The sequence below is a fragment of the Actinoplanes sp. NPDC049599 genome (assembly GCF_044465625.1).
GTDB lineage: Bacteria > Actinomycetota > Actinomycetes > Mycobacteriales > Micromonosporaceae > Actinoplanes.
The window spans coordinates 459678-476474 of the sequence record NZ_JBITLX010000003.1 but is presented as its reverse complement, the minus strand read 5'-3'; the positions used below and the strand labels follow the sequence as shown (position 1 = coordinate 476474).

The 16797-nt window shown below is 72.0% G+C and carries 15 protein-coding genes; 9 read left to right on the top strand and 6 right to left on the bottom strand.

Features of this window, described 5'->3' with window-relative positions; genetic code table 11:
- The first annotated feature begins 125 nt into the window (after positions 1-125).
- The 3 genes from ACIBQZ_RS08435 (at position 126) to ACIBQZ_RS08425 (ending at position 3409) form a co-directional block, all read left to right on the top strand.
- Entirely contained in the window at positions 126-1685 is a 1560-nt protein-coding gene (locus ACIBQZ_RS08435) for a methyl-accepting chemotaxis protein (RefSeq protein ID WP_396087809.1), read from the top strand.
- 111 nt (positions 1686-1796) lie between these two features.
- Positions 1797-2549: a hydrolase gene (locus tag ACIBQZ_RS08430; protein ID WP_396087807.1), complete on the top strand. Its 753-nt coding sequence runs from the start codon at positions 1797-1799 to the stop codon at positions 2547-2549.
- A gap of 74 nt (positions 2550-2623) precedes the next feature.
- Positions 2624-3409, top strand: coding sequence for an SRPBCC family protein (locus ACIBQZ_RS08425; RefSeq protein ID WP_396087806.1), 786 nt, complete (start codon positions 2624-2626; stop codon positions 3407-3409).
- Positions 3410-3418: 9 nt separating this feature from the next.
- Here the strand turns inward: ACIBQZ_RS08425 and ACIBQZ_RS08420 are convergent, their stop codons facing one another.
- Together ACIBQZ_RS08420 and ACIBQZ_RS08415 are read right to left on the bottom strand one after the other, a co-directional pair.
- Complete coding sequence (locus ACIBQZ_RS08420; protein WP_396087805.1) at positions 3419-5236, bottom strand: ATP-binding protein; 1818 nt, start codon at positions 5234-5236, stop codon at positions 3419-3421.
- Between the two features lie 78 nt (positions 5237-5314).
- The gene (locus tag ACIBQZ_RS08415; protein WP_396087804.1) at positions 5315-5542 is read right to left on the bottom strand and encodes a hypothetical protein; all 228 of its coding nucleotides are present in this window, start codon (positions 5540-5542) and stop codon (positions 5315-5317) included.
- Between the two features lie 229 nt (positions 5543-5771).
- Between ACIBQZ_RS08415 and ACIBQZ_RS08410 the strand changes: the two genes are divergently transcribed.
- From ACIBQZ_RS08410 to ACIBQZ_RS08400, 3 genes are all read left to right on the top strand, one after another.
- Positions 5772-7511, top strand: a complete 1740-nt coding sequence (locus tag ACIBQZ_RS08410; protein ID WP_396087803.1) for a S8 family serine peptidase — start codon at positions 5772-5774, stop codon at positions 7509-7511.
- 70 nt (positions 7512-7581) lie between these two features.
- Positions 7582-7983 carry a response regulator gene (locus tag ACIBQZ_RS08405; RefSeq protein WP_396087802.1) on the top strand — a complete coding sequence of 134 codons (402 nt, stop codon included), beginning with the start codon at positions 7582-7584 and terminating at the stop codon, positions 7981-7983.
- A 243-nt stretch (positions 7984-8226) separates the two neighbouring features.
- Complete coding sequence (locus tag ACIBQZ_RS08400; protein ID WP_396087801.1) at positions 8227-9870, top strand: DNRLRE domain-containing protein; 1644 nt, start codon at positions 8227-8229, stop codon at positions 9868-9870.
- On the opposite strand, the gene ACIBQZ_RS08395 is transcribed toward ACIBQZ_RS08400, so the two are convergent.
- Entirely contained in the window at positions 9857-10612 is a 756-nt protein-coding gene (locus ACIBQZ_RS08395) for a class I SAM-dependent methyltransferase (RefSeq protein WP_396087800.1), read from the bottom strand. The genes ACIBQZ_RS08400 and ACIBQZ_RS08395 overlap by 14 nt on opposite strands.
- A 6-nt stretch (positions 10613-10618) precedes the next feature.
- Complete coding sequence (locus ACIBQZ_RS08390) at positions 10619-11380, bottom strand: SDR family oxidoreductase (RefSeq protein WP_396087799.1); 762 nt, start codon at positions 11378-11380, stop codon at positions 10619-10621.
- Positions 11381-11522: 142 nt separating this feature from the next.
- Between ACIBQZ_RS08390 and mshA the strand changes: the two genes are divergently transcribed.
- On the top strand, positions 11523-12827 hold the full coding sequence (mshA, locus tag ACIBQZ_RS08385; protein WP_396087798.1) for a D-inositol-3-phosphate glycosyltransferase: 1305 nt from the start codon (positions 11523-11525) through the stop codon (positions 12825-12827).
- Complete coding sequence (locus tag ACIBQZ_RS08380; RefSeq protein WP_396087797.1) at positions 12821-13363, top strand: YbjN domain-containing protein; 543 nt, start codon at positions 12821-12823, stop codon at positions 13361-13363. Before mshA ends, ACIBQZ_RS08380 begins: the two co-directional genes overlap by 7 nt.
- Before the next feature lie 298 nt (positions 13364-13661).
- Here ACIBQZ_RS08380 and ACIBQZ_RS08375 read toward each other — a convergent pair whose 3' ends face one another.
- Positions 13662-15023 carry an MDR family MFS transporter gene (locus ACIBQZ_RS08375; protein ID WP_396087796.1) on the bottom strand — a complete coding sequence of 454 codons (1362 nt, stop codon included), beginning with the start codon at positions 15021-15023 and terminating at the stop codon, positions 13662-13664.
- 117 nt (positions 15024-15140) lie between these two features.
- On the opposite strand from ACIBQZ_RS08375, the gene ACIBQZ_RS08370 reads away from it, so the two are divergent.
- Positions 15141-15890, top strand: a complete 750-nt coding sequence (locus ACIBQZ_RS08370; RefSeq protein WP_396087795.1) for a phosphoglyceromutase — start codon at positions 15141-15143, stop codon at positions 15888-15890.
- Between the two features lie 64 nt (positions 15891-15954).
- Here the strand turns inward: ACIBQZ_RS08370 and phoU are convergent, their stop codons facing one another.
- Positions 15955-16602, bottom strand: a complete 648-nt coding sequence (phoU, locus tag ACIBQZ_RS08365; protein WP_396087794.1) for a phosphate signaling complex protein PhoU — start codon at positions 16600-16602, stop codon at positions 15955-15957.
- Between the last annotated feature and the right edge of the window lie 195 nt (positions 16603-16797).

Sequence of the window (16797 nt, the reverse complement as noted above, 5' to 3'; positions counted from 1 at the left end):
GTGCAGAACAGTTGCGGCAAATGACTAAAAAGGGGCGCGAGTGGGCCGATCCGCCCGGAGGATGGATCTAGTACCGCACCGGTGACGAGCCGCTCGCCACATGGTTGCCTTCGAGGGGAATGCGGATGTCGCGTTTGATGGAAATGGGCATCGCCAAGCGTCTGACGCTTATCGTGTCGGTCGGTGTGCTGGCCCTGCTGGCCCTGGCGGCCATCTCGATGCAGGGGCAGAACCGGCTCGTCGGCCAGTCCGACCGGGTGCGGGCGCTGGAGAGCTGCCTCGGTGCGCTCAACCACCTGGACACCCGGCAGAGCGAGCTCAAGGTCGACGCGTACCGGTCGGCGCTGAAGCACGACGTCACCCAGGACGTCGCCGACGACGTGGTCTCCGCGACCGAGGCGGCCGACGCCGTGCAGTCGTGCGGGCTGACCGGGGCGCTGGCGGCCGAGTTCGGCACGATCCGGCCGAACGTCGACAGCTTCGGCACCTTCATCACCGACTTCGTCACCCAGGCGCTGGCGCCGGGCGCCACCACCGCGCCGGACACCGACCAGATCGCCGAGCGCAACAACGTGGTGGACGACCAGCTCGGCGCCCTGAACGAGAAGGTCACGGCCGCGGCCGAGCAGGAACGCGCGGACATGGCCGACGCGGCCGGCGACACCGACCTGGCGGCCGCGATCGTCGGCCTCGTCGGGCTGGTCCTGCTCATCGGTCTGTCCGTGCCGCTGGCCCGGTCCATCCTGCGCCCGGTACGGCGGCTCGGCGAGGTCGTCGCCGCGCTGGCGAAGGGCGACCTGACCCAGCGCAGCGGCATCACCACCCGCGACGAGCTGGGCCGGATGGCGGTCGGGCTGGATTCCGCGCTCGCCTCGATCCACGCTTCGATCACCACCATCGGCCAGAACGCGGAGACCCTGGCCAGCTCCGCCACCGAGCTCTCGGCGGTGGCCGGGCAGATCGCCGACGCCGCCCAGGACACCGACGCGCAGACGTCCTCGGCCTCGAACGAGGCGGAGGAGATCTCCCGCAACGTGCAGACGGTGGCGGCCGGCTCCGAGGAGATGGGCCAGAGCATCCGGGAGATCTCCCGGAACACCAGCGAGGCCGCGCAGATCGCCGCGGTGGCGGTGGCGGAGGCCGCCCAGGCGACCGAGACGATCCGGCAGCTCGGCCAGTCGTCGGCGGAGATCGGCAACGTGATCAAGCTGATCACCTCGATCGCCGAGCAGACCAACCTGCTGGCGCTCAATGCGACCATCGAGGCCGCCCGGGCCGGCGACGCGGGCAAGGGCTTCGCGGTGGTGGCCAGCGAGGTCAAGGACCTGGCCCAGGAGACCGCCCGGGCCACCGAGGACATCGGCGCCCGGGTGAACGCGATCCAGCAGGACACCAACGGCGCGGTCGAGGTGATCAGCCGGATCAGCGAGGTCATCGCGAAGATCAACGACTTCCAGACGACCATCGCCAGCGCGGTCGAGGAGCAGACCGCCACCACCGGCGAGATGAGCCGCAGCATCGGTGAGGTGGCGTCGGGCAGCAGCCGGATCGCCGCGAACATCTCCGATGTCTCCACCGCCAGCGGGGCCGCCGTGCATGGTGTCACCCAGACCCGGCAGGCCAGCGAGGAAGTGGCCCGCACTGCGGAGGGACTGCGGACCCTGGTCGGCGCGTTCAAGCTCTGACCGGGCGCACCCGGACTGCACCTGGCGCGGCCCCGGTCCACAACGCCGGGGCCGCACCGTGTACCCAGGACGAGATGTGCTCGTCCGGCGGGAACGGTCTCGGGAGTCATCGTGGGTGCAGAGCGCGAATCGGTCATCGACGGCACCACCCTCGCCGCGCCGGCGGCCGCCCTGGAGCTGCGGGCCGACGGGCACGTGCACACCGGCTTCGCGGCCGGCCGGGACAGCGTGGGCGTGATCGTCTCCGCCGCCGACGGCGCCGGGCTGACCTCGGTGACCTTCGCCGACCAGGTGGGGCCGGACACGACGTGGCTGGCCGCGTACGCGGACACCATCCGCCGGGCCCGCCGCCGCACCGAGCTGACCCTGCGCATCGCCGCCGAGGTCGAGGTCGTCCGGCGGGACGGCTGGCTGGCCTGGCCGGCCGACCTGGGCCAGCTGGAGGCGGTGTCGGTGGCCGTGTCGCAGCTGCCGCTGGCCGACGGCCCGGTGACCCCGCGCGAGGTCCGCGCCCTGCTCGCCACCGGCGGGCTCACCCCGGACCAGGTCGCCGAGGTCGTGGTGACCGCGACGATCGAGGGCATGGACCGGGCCTCCCGGTACGCGCCGGTGCAGCTGGCCCGCCCGCTGAGCCTGCTCACCCAGGTCGGCGTCGACGACTCCGCGGTCACCCCGGAGATCCTGGACGCGCTCGCCACCGCCTGCCGGCGCACCGGTACGGCCGTCGAGATCAGCGAGGCCTGGCGCAGCCCGTCACCGCGCGTGGTGGCGATGCTGCGTGGGGCCGATGTGGCGATGCTCGCGGCGAGTGACGCCCGGTACGCCGGTGAGGTCGGCCGATGGCAGTACCTGCGCCGGGTCTGATCGGAAACCGGCCGCTCAATGTAATCGCCTACGTACTCTCAGTCATGCCAGCACTACAGCATGGGAGAGATGCCATGAGTATGGTTCAGCAGGCCGTCGAGATCGGTGCCCCGCTGCACGCGGTGTACGAGCAGCTCGCGACGTTCGAGAACTATCCGCAGTTCATGACCGGGGTGCAGCGCGTGACCCGGGTCGGTGCCGACCGGACCCACTGGATCATGGAGGTGGAGGGGCACCGCCGGGAGTTCGACGCGCAGATCACCGAGCGCTCCCTGGATCAGCGGGTCTCCTGGGCGACCACCGAGGGGCCGCTGCTCGCCGAGACGATCACGCTGCGGCCGATGGGCGAGGCCCGCACCCAGATCGTCGCCCAGCTCGAGGCCGACGTGGCCTACCTGCTGCCGAGCGACCGGCACGGCCAGGAGACGCTCAGCCGCCGGCTCAAGGCCGACCTGAACACCTTCAAGGGCCTGATCGAGGCCGGCAGGCTCGGCGACCCGCACCTGCCCGCCGCCAGCAGCAAAGACCTCGCCGGTATGTCGCGCACCGACCCGGCCTCGCCCGCCTCGGTCGCGGCCCGGGCCCGCGGCGGCCGGCCGCACCCCGGCGCCGGCTGGGGCACCAGCGCCGGCGAGTTCAGCAACGCCAACGCCGGTACGGACGTGGACATCACCTCGGCGCCGGGCATCACCAGCGCCGACGACCTGCGCGACGTGCTGGCCCCCGGCCGGCGCATCGGCGGGGCCAGGACGGTGAGCGGCGGCGCCGCCGCGATGGGCGGCAAGGCCATGGGCACCCGCGACCTGCGCGGCGACGGGGTCGTCAACGAGGAGGAACGCGGCGGCGACCACGACTGGTGACGCACCGGCTCAGTGCGCCGCCTCCAGCGTCACCACCAGGCGCGCACCCCGGGGTTCGGCCCGCTCGTAGCGGACCGAGCCCCGGTTCGCTTCCACCAGGTGCCGCACGATGAACAGCCCGAGCCCGGCGCCGCGCATGAACCGGTCGAAGAGCTTGAGCACCAGGTCCTCGGGGATGCCGGCGCCGCCGTCCTGCACCACCAGCGCGATCGACTCGCCGGCCCGGCCGGCGCTGATCAGCAGCGGGGCCTCGCCGTACTTGAGCGCGTTGCCGAGCAGGTTGCGGATCACGTGCCAGAGGTGCTGCCGGTCGGCCAGCGCGGCCAGGTCGTCGTCGACCTCGATCCGCACCTGGTCGGCGCAGCCCAGCTCGGCCGCCACCGCCGTGACCACCTCCAGGACCGGCACCGGCGTACGCCGCGCGGTGACCGCCCCGGTGTCCAGCCGGAAGAGCAGCTGGAGGTCGTTCATCATCTTGATGAGCCGCTGGGTGTTCTTGTCGATCTTGGTGGCCAGCTCGTGCCGGATGTCGTCGCTGAGCTCGACCCAGTCCTCGCTGAGCAGCTCGGCGAGGCTCGCGATCGAGCTGATCGGCTGGGCCACGTCGTGGGTCAGCATCGAGGTCAGGTCGTTCTTGAAGGCGAGCGCCGCCGCCAGCCGGTCGTTCGACTTCCGCAGCTGCTCGTTGCTGCGCTCCAGCTCGCCGGCCCGCTCCTGCAGCTCGTCCGCGACCCGCTTGCGGTCGGTGATGTCGACGTAGGTCGCCACGTACGCGCGGGGCCGCCCGTCGGTGTCCGGGATGGGCGCCATGGTGGCCAGCACCGGGATCTCCGTGCCGTCGGCGTGGTGGATCAGCCAGTCGCCGGTGCCCGCCGGTGGCAGTGTCGCCGGTTCCGGGCCGGGCGGCTCGCGGTGGCCGGTCAGCTCCCGCCAGCGCCGGTTGACGTCGATCACCCGGTGGTTGGCGTCGAGCACCATCACCGCCTCGTTCATCGACTGCAGCAGCGTGTCCGCGAACTCCCGGCGCTCCCGCAGCTCGGCCACCAGCTCGCGCTGCTGCCGGTCGGCGCCCTCCAGCGAGCGCACCAGGAAGGCGATCAGGGCCAGCACGGCCAGCGCGGCGAGGATCGCGCCGGTGCTGATCGCGGCGGCCGGGCGGCTGATCCCGGTCCGCACCGCCAGCGCGCTGATCAGGGCGGCCACCACCGGCACGGCGATCACCGCGGGCAGCGTACGGCGGATCTTGGTGCCGGGTCCGGCGGCCGCGGCGGTGCGCAGCGGGCCCGCCTCCGGGCGTGCCAGGATGGCGCCCACCGCGAGGGTGAGCAGCGCGCCCGCGTGGTACGGCGACATCACGCTGGCCGGGCCGCCGCCGTCCGGGAACGTCGGCGCGAACATCCGGGGCACCAGCGCGACCAGGGCGATGATCATCGCGCCCGCCAGCAGCGGGTCGGCGACCCGGAACCGGGACTGCTCGCCCGGCCGGCGGAGCCGCACGTCGAGGCAGGTCAGCGCGAGACCGGTGAGCATGGTGGCGACGGCTGCCGCGGGGTGCCGCACCAGGGCGGCCGCGCTCAGCCCCGCGGCCAGCACGGCCAGCAGGCGCGCGGCGACCCGCAGGCCCCGCGCGGTGCGGGTGGGCGCCAGCAGGGACAAAGCGAGCCCGGCGGCCAGCAGTGCGGCCGCCGGGCTCGACGTCAGGGCGTTGTGCGGTGCCGACGAGAACGAGGTGAGCAGGCCCAGTGCGCCGAGAACGGCCACCGCGACACCGGCGCACCCGGCGAGTATCCGGGACAGCCTGCCCACGTCGTGCGCCGCGATCTGCACCGGTGGAACCCCTCTAAATGTGGGCGTTTCGCCCAAGAGTGAGGGAGCGATCATATCGCGGCGGATGTGGTCAAGTGGTCACGCCGGGTGAGACTGCCCCGCCCACTCGAAGCCGTCCTCGATGGTGACCTTCGACGCGAGCCGGCCCAGCCGCTGCGCGTGCTTGTTGGCGTGGTGTCCGCAGAACACCAGGGAGCCACCGCTGCTCAGGGCGATCTCTGCCTTGGCGGCGGCGTTGCAGCTGTCGCAACGGTCGACCAGGGACGGGACGGTGACGATCTCGGGCGACAGCATGGTGGTCATCATCGCTCTCCTTGCTCGGTGGCGGTGCAGCGGTCCTGACAGCGGGTAGTTCGGCCCGCCGCCGGGGCGCCTTAGCCCTCGTGACGTAGATCGGGACCCTGCACCTGAGGCGCAACCGGCAGGGTCCCGAGGTGACTCTGCCCCATCGACAGCATTCCCCTCAGACGCCACCGCCATGCCCGATCGCGGGGGTGAAGAGTTCCGCCGGTGGCTTAACGGGAGGGAATCCAGAATGACTCGTTACGACGGCCGGCGCCGCGCCGCGCGCCTCGTGCTGACCGCCGGCATCGCCACCGCCGCCGCGGTGACCGGCGTGGCCGGCACCGCGCTGGCCGGTACGCCCACCGCGCTGCCCACCGGCTCGATCCGCGCGGCGGGGGCCGCGGACGCGATCGCCGGCAGTTACATCGTGGTGCTCAAGCCCGGTTCCGCCGCGGCCGCCCGGGTCACGTCGGCCTCCCAGGAGCTGGTCCGGCGCTACGGCGGCCGGGTCCGCACCAACTACCTCTCGGCCGTCCGCGGCTTCCAGGCGAACATGACCGCCACCCAGGCGCGCCGGCTGGCCGCGAACCCGGCCGTCGACTACGTCGAGCAGGACGCCGTGGTCCGGATGGCCGACACCCAGACCACGCCGGTGTGGGGGCTGGACCGGATCGACCAGACCTCGCTGCCGCTGTCCAAGACCTACACCTACCGCTCCGCGGCGAACGTGACCGCGTACGTGCTGGACTCCGGGCTCCGCACCAGCCACGCCGAGTTCGGTGGCCGCGCCCTCAACGGCTGGGACTTCATCGACAAGGACGCCATCGCCCAGGACTGCAACGGGCACGGCACCCACGTGGCCGGCACCATCGGCGGCACCACGTACGGCGTCGCCAAGGACGTCAACCTGGTCGGCGTCCGGATCCTGGACTGCACGGGCTCCGGCTCGTACTCGGCGTTCATCGCGGGTGTCGACTGGGTGACCACGCACGCGGTCAAGCCGGCGGTGGCCAACATGAGCGTCGGCGGCCCGCTGAGCGCCACACTCAACGCCGCGGTCGCCAAGTCGATCGCCTCCGGGGTCACCTACGCGGTGGCCGCGGGCAACGACAACAAGGACGCCTGCGGGTTCTCGCCGGCGGCCACCCCCGACGCGATCACGGTCGGCGCCACCGACAGCACCGACGCCCGGGCCTCGTTCTCCAACCTGGGCAGCTGCCTCGACATCTTCGCGCCCGGCGTGCAGGTCACCGCCGCGGGCTACTCGTCGGACACCGGCACTCAGATGATGAGCGGCACCTCGATGGCCGCACCGCACGTGGCCGGCGCCGCCGCGCTGGTGCTGGCGGGGCAGCCGGCCGCCACGCCGGCCCAGGTGCTGGCCGAGCTGACCACGAACGCGTCGGCGGGCAAAGTGACCTCGCCGGGCACCGGCTCGGTCAACAAGCTGCTCAACACGTCCTGGCTGAACGCCACCCCGACCACCGCCCCGACGGCGACGCCCACGACCTCCCCGACCACCGCCCCGACGGCTTCCCCGACGACCGCCCCGACGACCGCCCCGACGGCTTCCCCCACTGCGAGCCCGACGATCGCGCCGACGACCGCGCCGACCGTGGCTCCGACGGCCGCGCCGGTGGTCACCTGTGGGCCGTTCACCATGGGCGCCGACGTGCGGATCGCCCGGTTCGGCACGGCGTTGAGCCGCCGGAACGTCTCGACCTGCACCGGCGCCGCGGCGGCGACCTCGACGGTGAGCGTGGTCGTGAAGCACGGTTACCGCGGCTCGCTCGTCGTCTCGCTGATCAGCCCGCGGGGCACCAAGTACACGCTGAAGAACGCCAACAAGGCGGACAGGACGGCCAATCTGGTGCAGACCTACCGGATCGACCTGTCCGGCACCTCCCGCAACGGTATGTGGACGCTGATGGTCAAGGACACCTACGGCACCACGAGCGGGGTCCTGGACAGCTGGAAGTTGGTCCTCTAAAGCCGGGAAAGCCGTACCGGTGACCGGTGGCGCCGATAGCGTGTTCGTGACAAGAGGCAAGGAGGCCGCCATGACGGAGGTCACGCAGGAGCGTCCCACGGTCCTCGTCGTCGACGACGAGGAGGACCTGCGCGACATCATGCGCCGGATGCTCGAGCGACGCGGCTTCGACACCCTGGTGGCCGGCGACTCGGACCAGGCCATCGCGGTCTGCCGTGAGCACCCGGGGGTCATCGACGTGCTGGTCACCGACCTCGGCCTGCCCGGGGTCTCGGGCGGCGATCTGGCCCGGAACGCCTCGGAGCTGCGTCCGGGGATGGGCGTCGTCTACATCTCGGGCCTGCCCAAGGACATCGCCGTCACCAAGGGGCTGATCGGTCAGGACGCGTTGCTCGTCAAGAAGCCGTTCACCTCGGATCTGCTGCTCGGCGCGCTGCGCTCGATCCTCGACCCGCCGGCACCGACCGCCTGACGCACCACCCGTAGGAACGCCGCCGGACCCCGGGTCCGGCGGCGTTTTCCGTTGTCCCGGACCGGCCGAACGGCGGAGGCGCCGTCGGCCGGAAAACCCTTCATCCGCTGCGGCGTCGGCCGCCCCTGGGTCCTCTGTGGCGTGGCACCTGCCCTGCACCCGTTCACGATCCGGGGCGGCACCCGCACCCGCTGAACCTGAATGTCAGACAGCAAATCTTGTTTGACGTACAGGGGGAACGACGTGACCGCGAGGCGGGGGATGATCGGGGTCGCACTGACCGGGGTGGTGGTGGCCGGCGCGGGAACAGCGCTGACCGGCACGGCGAACGCGGCGGCGACGACCGAGAAGACGAGCACCTTCAGCACCGATGACGCATACACGTCCAGCACCCGCAAGACGGCGAACTTCGGTTCGGCGGACAAGCTGGTGGTCGGCCGGACGGCGGGGGAGACCCGGCTGTCCTATGTGAAGTTCACGCCGAAAGTGGCCGCCGGCGGCACCGTCACCGCGGCCGAGCTGCGGCTGCCGGTGGAGAGCAAGCCGGTCGCCGCGACCCTCGGCGTCTACTCCGTCGCGAGCGGGTGGTCGGAGAAGACCCTCACGGCGGCGAACGCCCCGGCCCTCGGCAAGCTGGTCGGCTTGATCAAGCCGAGGACCACCGACACCACGCTGAGCTTCGACGTCTCCACTGTGGTCACCCGGGCCGGCACGTACGCGTTCGCGCTGAAGTCGGCCGCCACCAGCGGCGTCACCCGGCTGCGCGCGCTCGAGTACGGCAGCACCACCGCGGGCGGCCCGGAGCTGGTGCTGACCGTCAAGCGCACGACGACCACCCCCACCACGCCGGCCACCACCAAGCCGGCCACCGTCCCCACGACCGCTCCCACGACGCTGCCGCCCACGACGCTGCCGCCCACGACGGTGCCGCCGACCACCGCGCCGGTCGAGTGTGTGACCGATGCCCTGCTGGTGCCGTCCTGCGGCGTGCTGTGGGGAGCCGCGGCGGGTGGCTTCACCGACGTGCCGCGCGACCAGGCCCTGAAGGACTGGGAGGCGCTGACCGGGCGCACTGCGACGATCTTCCACGCGTACCACAAGGGTGACGAGCAGTTCCCGACCAAGGCCGAGATCGCCATGACCAGGGACGCGCAGCGCCCGCGGGTGCTGCTGCTGAACTGGAAGATCGCCTACAACTCCACCTGGGCCAAGGTCGCGGCCGGCCAGCAGGACGCCCGGATCGACAAGTGGTCGGCCTACATCAAGGCGAACTACCAGCAGAAGTTCTTCCTGGCGCTGCACCACGAGCCGGAGAACGACGTGCAGACCGCGACCGCGTCGGGCATGACCGCGAAGGACTACGCGGCGATGTACCGGCACGTGATCACCCGGCTGCGCGCCAACGGGGTCACCAACGCCGTCAACGTGATCGCCTACATGGGCAACGAGAAGTGGATGGCGCAGTCCTGGTGGCCGGACCTGTACCCGGGCGACGCGTACGTGGACTGGGTCGGCCTCGACTCCTACGTCAGCGTGGAGCCGGGCTACTACCACTACGGCGACATGGGCGACCTGCTCGACCGGCAGCCCACCGGCGGCGGCCTCGGCTGGTACGACTGGGCCGTCACGAACCACCCGACCAAGCCGGTCATGGTCGCCGAGTGGGGCATGTACCACCGCCGCGCCGTGGTGACCGACAAGGCGGCGGCGTTCGCCTCCGTGGTCCCCGAGCTCAAGGCGCACCCGGCCGTGAAGGCGATCGTCTACTTCGACACCGCCAGCGACGACGAGGGTGACCGGGACATCTCGGTGAACTCCACGCCGAGCGGCCTCGCGGCGTTCCAGCAGGTCGCCGCCGACCCGTTGTTCCAGGTCACCCTCGGGTAGGCCACGGCACGGTCAGTTCGCCGCGGCGCCACCGGGCCGGGCCGGGCAGCACCGGCCACTGCTCGCGGAACCTCTCGACCGTGGCCCGCCAGCGCTGCCGCGGGCCGAACGGGGTCGCCGCGGCGTCCCAGGCCGCACCCAGCGTCAGGAGCAACTCGTGGATCGGCGTGCCGGGCACGTTGTGGTGGATCAGCGCCTTCGGCAGCCGTTCGGCGAAGGTGGCCGGATGGTCCAGATCGGACAGCCGGGCGGAGAAGGTGAGCGTCTGCGGCCCGTGGGCGTCCACCACCGCCCAGGTGGCGATCCGGCCCAGCTCGTCGCAGGTGCCCTCGACCAGCAGGGCGCCGGTGCCGGTCATCGTGGCCCAGGCGGCGGCGACCTCCTCCTCCGGATACTGGCGCAGCACGTTGAACGCGCGGACCACCTGCGGGCGCAGGCCGGCGAGCTCGAACCCGCCCCGGCGGAACTCGAGCAGCGGCGGGTCGGCGTACGGCTGGGCGGCGCTGACCCGTACCGGATCGATCTCCAGGCCGACCACCGCGAGGTCCGGCCGGACCGCGGCCGCGAGCCGCGCGCGCAGCTCGACCGCGGTGACCGGGGTCGCGCCGTAGCCGAGATCCACGACCAGCGGCGCGGCCGCGCGGGTCAGCAGCTCCGCGCAGCGGTACGCGACGAAGTTGTCCACCCGGCGCAGCCGGTTGGGATTGGTGGTGCCCCGGGTGACCGCGCCGACCGGCTTCATCGTCGCTCAGCTCTGTTCCCGGGCCACCTTGTGCTGCGCGGCCTGGGCGATCGGGCGGACCACCAGCCGGTCCACGTTGACGTGCTGCGGCCGGGTGGCGACCCAGGCGACGCAGTCCGCGATGTCGTCGGCGACCAGCGGCTCGCGCACGCCGGCGTAGATCGCGTCGGCCTTGGCCGGATCGCCGAGCCGGTTCAGCGAGAACTCCTCGGTGCGCACCATCCCGGGGTCGATCTCGATGACCCGCACCGGCCGGCCGGCCAGCTCCAGCCGCAGCGTGCCGACCAGCGCGTTCTGCGCGTGCTTGGCGGCCGTGTAACCACCGCCGCCCTCGTAGACCGTGAACCCGGCCGTCGACCCGACGGTCACCACCGTGCCGGCGCCGCTCGCCTCCAGATCGGGCAGCAGCGCCTTGGTGACCCGCAGCGTGCCGAGCACGTTGACGTCGTACATCCACTGCCAGTCGTCCACCGCGCCGGTCTCGACCGGGTCCAGCCCGCGGGCGCCGCCCGCGTTGTTGACCAGCAGCGCGACCGGCGCGCCCAGCCCCCGGACGGCGGTGGCCAGCGCGGCCACGGACGCGTCGGACGTGACGTCACAGACGACCGCGGTGGCGTCCGGGCCGATCTCCGTGATCAACTTCTCCAGCCGGTCCGCCCGGCGCGCCGCGGCCACCACGTGGAAGCCCTCGGTGGCCAGCCGGCGGGCGGTGGCCGCGCCGATGCCGCTGGACGCCCCGGTGACGACGGCGATCTTCTTCTGCACCATCCTCTGATCCTGCCTCACCGCGGCGGGAGAGCTGGGTCACCCCCGGCCGCCGGGCCTTGGGTTGAGGCCTTCCCGGTGGGGAAGATGAACGACGGCGTAACAGTTCCCCGTTACGTTCGACCGCTTCGCGAAGGGATACGACGTGGCTGAGCTGCGGGCCGCAGGCCTCTGGCCGACACCCCGGCGGATTGCCACACTCTCCGTGCACACCTCGCCACTCGAGCAGCCGGGCACCGGCGACGCGGGCGGCATGAACGTGTACATCGTTGAGGTCTCCAAGCGGCTGGCCGAGCGCGACGTCGAGGTGGAGATCTTCACCCGGGCGACGTCGAGCGAGCTGCCCCCGGTGGTCGAGATGGCGCCGGGCGTGACGGTGCGGCACGTCACCGCCGGCCCGTTCGAGGGGCTGTCGAAGGAGGAGCTGCCCTCGCAGCTCTGCGCGTTCACCAACGGCGTGCTGCGGGCCGAGGCCGCGCGGCCGCCCGGCGCGTACGACCTGATCCACTCGCACTACTGGATGTCGGGGCAGGTCGGCTGGCTGGCCCGGGAGCGCTGGGGTGTGCCGCACGTGCACACCGCGCACACCCTCGCCAAGGTCAAGAACAGACTCATCGCCGCCGGTGACCGGCCGGAGCCGAAGGCCCGGGTGATCGGCGAGGAACAGGTCATCGCGGAGGCGGACCGGCTGGTGGCGAACACCCGCTTCGAGGCGCAGGATCTGGTCAGCTGCTACGACGCCGACCCGACCCGGCTCAGCGTGGTGCAGCCGGGCGTGGACCTGGACCGGTTCCGCCCGCGGGCCACCCAGGCCGCCGACCGGCGCCGGCTGGGCCTGCCCGAGCGCGGCTACATCGTGGCGTTCGTCGGCCGGATCCAGCCGCTCAAGGGCCCGGACGTGCTGATCAACGCGCTGGCCGCGGTCGACCTCCGCGAGCAGGACGTGACCGTGGTGATCTGCGGCGGCCCCAGCGGCAGCGGCCTCGACCGGCCCACCGCGCTGATCGAGCTGGCCGCCTCGCTCGGCGTCTCGCACAAGGTGCGGTTCGTGGCCCCGCAGACCGGCGAGGCGCTCGCCGCGCTGTACCGGGCCGCCGACCTGGTCGCCGTGCCGTCGCACAACGAGTCGTTCGGCCTGGTCGCGCTGGAGGCCCAGGCCTGCGGCACGCCGGTGGTCGCGGCCGCGGTGGGTGGGCTCGTGACGGCCGTCACCGACGGGGTGAGCGGGGTGCTGGTGGACGGGCACGATCCCGCTGACTGGGCCCGGGTGCTGGCCGACCTGCTGCTCGCGCCGGCCCGCCGGCTGCGGCTGTCGGTCGGCGCGGTGCGGCACGCCACCAACTTCTCCTGGGACCGCACCGCGGACAGCCTGCTGCGGGTCTATCGCGAGGCCGTCACCGACCACCGCGCGCTGATCGCCGCCCGGCTGGCAGGCTCGTTCTCATGGTGACCGAGATCGGCGCGCTCATCGAGCGGGTCTGCGCGGAACGCGAGCTGGAGTGCGAGCCCACCGGCGACGCGTCGTGGGTGGTGACGCTGCCCGGCACGCACAAGCTCAAGACCGCCTGCAACCTCATCGTGGGCGAGCACGCCCTGCGCATCGAGGCGTTCGTGATGCGCCACCCGGACGAGAAGAGCGAGGAGCTGTGGGCCTGGCTGCTGCGCCGCAACGCCCGCATGTACGGCGTGAGCTTCTCCATCGACGCGACCGGTGACGTCTACCTGACCGGCCGGGTGTCGCTCAAGGGCCTGGACGAGGACGAGCTGGACCGGCTGCTGGGCGCGGTGCTGACCTACGCCGACGAGTCCTTCGACTCGATGCTGGAGATCGGCTTCGGCTCGTCCATCAAGCGCGAGTGGGAGTGGCGGGTCAAGCGCGGCGAGTCCCTGGCCAACCTTCAGGCCTTCGCCCACCTCGCGGATCCCGACCGGGCCGGGGGCACAAACAAAAGCGCCGGCGGCGGCGGGCGACACCCATCCCCATAGGCGTCGCCCGCACTAACCGCCGGTCTCGGGTAACGCCGTCCCCCAACGGCTGATGCCACCCGTCCCCGAACGCCGATCCGCGGTGACCCGAAGGTCAACCCGTTCCCCGAACTGACGGTTCGGCGTCCATCGACCACGCTAGTTGGGCCGGTCAAGGGTCACAAGCAGGTTCGGTGTCTGCCATCTGTCTGAACCGTCACAGCTGGCAACTTCACCCTCACGGACGATGGCCGCCTCGGTCATCCGGCTGTCGACGGCTGGCCGTCCCGGCCCCCCGGATTCCCGGTCGCGCGAGCGGTCAGTCGCGCGCCGGGACCCGGACCGCGCCGGCGGCGAGCGCGGGCGGGGTGGTGTCCTCGTCGTGGCGGAGCTCACCGTCTGACGGCGGCGGCGCGACCGGGGCCGCCGGGAACGTCTCCTCGCGCAGCGCCGCCGCCCGGCGTTCGCGGATCGGCCCGGAGGCGAGCTGGGCCGCCGCCACCACGACACCGATGCCGGCGCAGCCCAGCCACAGCACCGTGCTGCCCAGGTGCTGCTGCACGAAGCCGCCGACGATCGGGGCCAGAGCCGAGCCCGCCGACCACGACAGCGAGTTCACGCCCTGGTAGCGGCCCCGCATGGCGGCCGGCGAGAGCTCGGCGATCAGGGCTGAGTTGGACGGTGTCTGGAGCATCTCGCCGAGGGTCCAGATCACCACCGAGAGCGCGTACAGGGCGATCGTGCCGGCGAAGGCGTTGAGGCCGAAGCCCACGCCGACGATCAGGGTGGCCAGGGCCAGCGCCCGGGAGCGGTCGAACCCGCCGATCAGCTTCGGGACGAACAGCTGACCCGCCACGATCATCAGGCCGTTGACCGCGATGACCCAGCCGAAGGTGGCCGGGCTCAGGCCGTCCGCGCTCATCGCGATCGGCAGCGTCGACATGTGCTGCATGATCACCAGGACCACGAAGAAGTTCAGCGCCACGAAGCCCAGGAACACCCGGTCGCGGAAGACGGTGCCCAGTCCCGGGCCGCGGCGGGCGGGCAGCCCCGGCGCCGGCGCGGGCGGCCGGGCCGGCCGGGTCTCGGCCAGGAAGGTCAGGCTGATCAGCGCGGTGATCAGGGTCGTGCCCGCGTCGACGATGAACAGCAGCAGGTAGTCGAACTGGGCGGCGAAACCGGCCAGCACGGCCGCGCTGGCGAAGCCGAGGTTGATCGCCCAGTAGTTCAGCGAGTACGCCCGGACCCGGTCCCGGTCGGGCACGATGTCGATCATCATGGCCTGGAACGCGGGGCGGACCCCCTCGGCGAACAGGCCGAGCAGCAGCGCGCCGGCGATCAGCTGCCAGAAGCCCTCGGCGAAACCCAGCGCGAGCATCAGTGTGGCCGCGCCGAACTGGGCGGTCAGCAGCGTCGGGCGGCGGCCCCAGCGGTCGGCCAGCACCCCGCCGGTCATCGTGCCGACGGCGCCGCCGACCCCGTACGCGCCCAGCACGAGCCCGGCCTGGCTCTGGCTGAAGTGCAGCGCCTGGGTCAGGTAGATGGCCAGATAGATCACCACGAACGCGCCGAGGCGGTTGATCAGGGTCCCGGTCCAGAGGAACCAGAACTGTCGCGGCAGACCGCCCGTAGCCTGCTGTAACCACCCGCGCACGCGTGCACCCCCGTAAGCACCGGACATCCCATACAGCCTTACAACCTACTGATCGGCGGCGCGCCGCGCAGCCGCGTTTCCACGTGGTGGTCGCCACGGGAGGGTCGGCGCACACGCGGGTCCCGGCTGCGGCAGGATGGAGGCATGACTGTGGGGACCCTTGTGCTGCTGCGGCACGGCGAGAGCGAGTGGAACGCCAAGAACCTCTTCACCGGGTGGGTGGATGTCGATCTCACCGCCAAGGGTGAGCAGGAGGCGCGGCGGGGCGGCGAGCTGTTGAAGGAGCACGGCCTGCTGCCCGACGTCGTGCACACGAGCCTGCTGCGCCGGGCGATCCGGACCAACGAGATCGCGCTGCACGCCGCGGACCGGCACTGGATCCCGGTGTCCCGCTCGTGGCGGCTCAACGAGCGGCACTACGGCGCGCTGCAGGGCAAGGACAAGAAGCAGACCAAGGAGCAGTACGGCGAGGAGCAGTTCATGCTCTGGCGCCGCTCCTACGACACCCCGCCGCCGCCGATCGACGACAACGACGAGTATTCGCAGTTCGCCGACGCGCGCTACGCGGCCCTGCCGCCGGAGCTGAAGCCGCGCTCCGAGTGCCTCAAGGACGTGCTCGAGCGCGCCCTGCCGTACTGGTACGACGCGGTCGTGCCGGACCTGCTCGCGGGCAAGACGGTGCTGGTCACCGCGCACGGCAACTCGCTGCGCGCCATCGTCAAGCACCTCGACCAGATCTCCGACGAGGCCATCGCCGGGCTGAACATCCCGACCGGCATCCCGCTGCGCTACGACCTGGACGCCAGCCTGCGCCCGATCACCGTCGGCGGCGCCTACCTGGACCCCGAGGTGGCCAAGGAGGCCGCCGCGGCGGTCGCCAACCAGGGCCGCTGACCACCGCACGACCACAAGGAGCCGGGACGCCACAGGGGCGTCCCGGCTTTTCCGTGCCGTCGGGTCAGTTGTGTACCGGCTCGCCGGTGATCAGGTAGATCATCTGCTCGCCCGCGTTCACCGCGTGGTCGGCGTACCGCTCGTAGAAGCGGCCCAGCAGCGCGCCGTCGATCGCGGTCTCCGCGCCGTACGGCCAGTCGTCGTGCAGCAGGATCTTGAACAGGTCCCGCTCCAGGTCGTCCATCGCGTCGTCGTCCTTCTCCAGCTCCGCCGCCAGGTCGGCGTTCGGGCTGGCCAGCACGATAGTGATCTTGTCGGCCATGCGGTCGGCGACCTCGGCCATCTGCCGGAACACCGGCCGCAGCTCGGCCGGCACCGCCGGCGACGGGTGCCGGCGCAGGGCGGTCTTGGCCACGTGCTCGGCCAGGTCGCCCATCCGCTCCAGGTCGGCGGAGATGTGCAGGGCGGTGATGACCATCCGCAGGTCGGAGGCGACCGGCGCCTGGCGCGCGATGGTGTCCGCGACCTTGGTCTCGACCTGCCGGTAGATGTCGTCAACCTCGGCGTCGCGGGCCACCACCGCCTCGGCGGCCTGCCGGTCGGCCTTGAGCAGAGCGGTGGTCGCCTTGCGCATCGCGGCGCGGACCGACTCCGCCATGGTCACCAGCAGGCGACTGACCTCCGAGAGGTCGGCCTGAAACTCCTCGCGCATGATTCGTCCCGGGGTTCGGGGCTGCCGGCGAACCGGTGGCAGCCGGGTTGAGCTGGGCTTGCGGGGCCAAGGCTAGGTGGGTGCGGAGGACTGGACATGAACGGCGGTGAACGACGCCGGGCCGGGTGGTGAACATTATTCGAAGCGCGCCGGATTTGTCCGGTTAGCCGTACGGTCCAGGTAAACAATGACCCT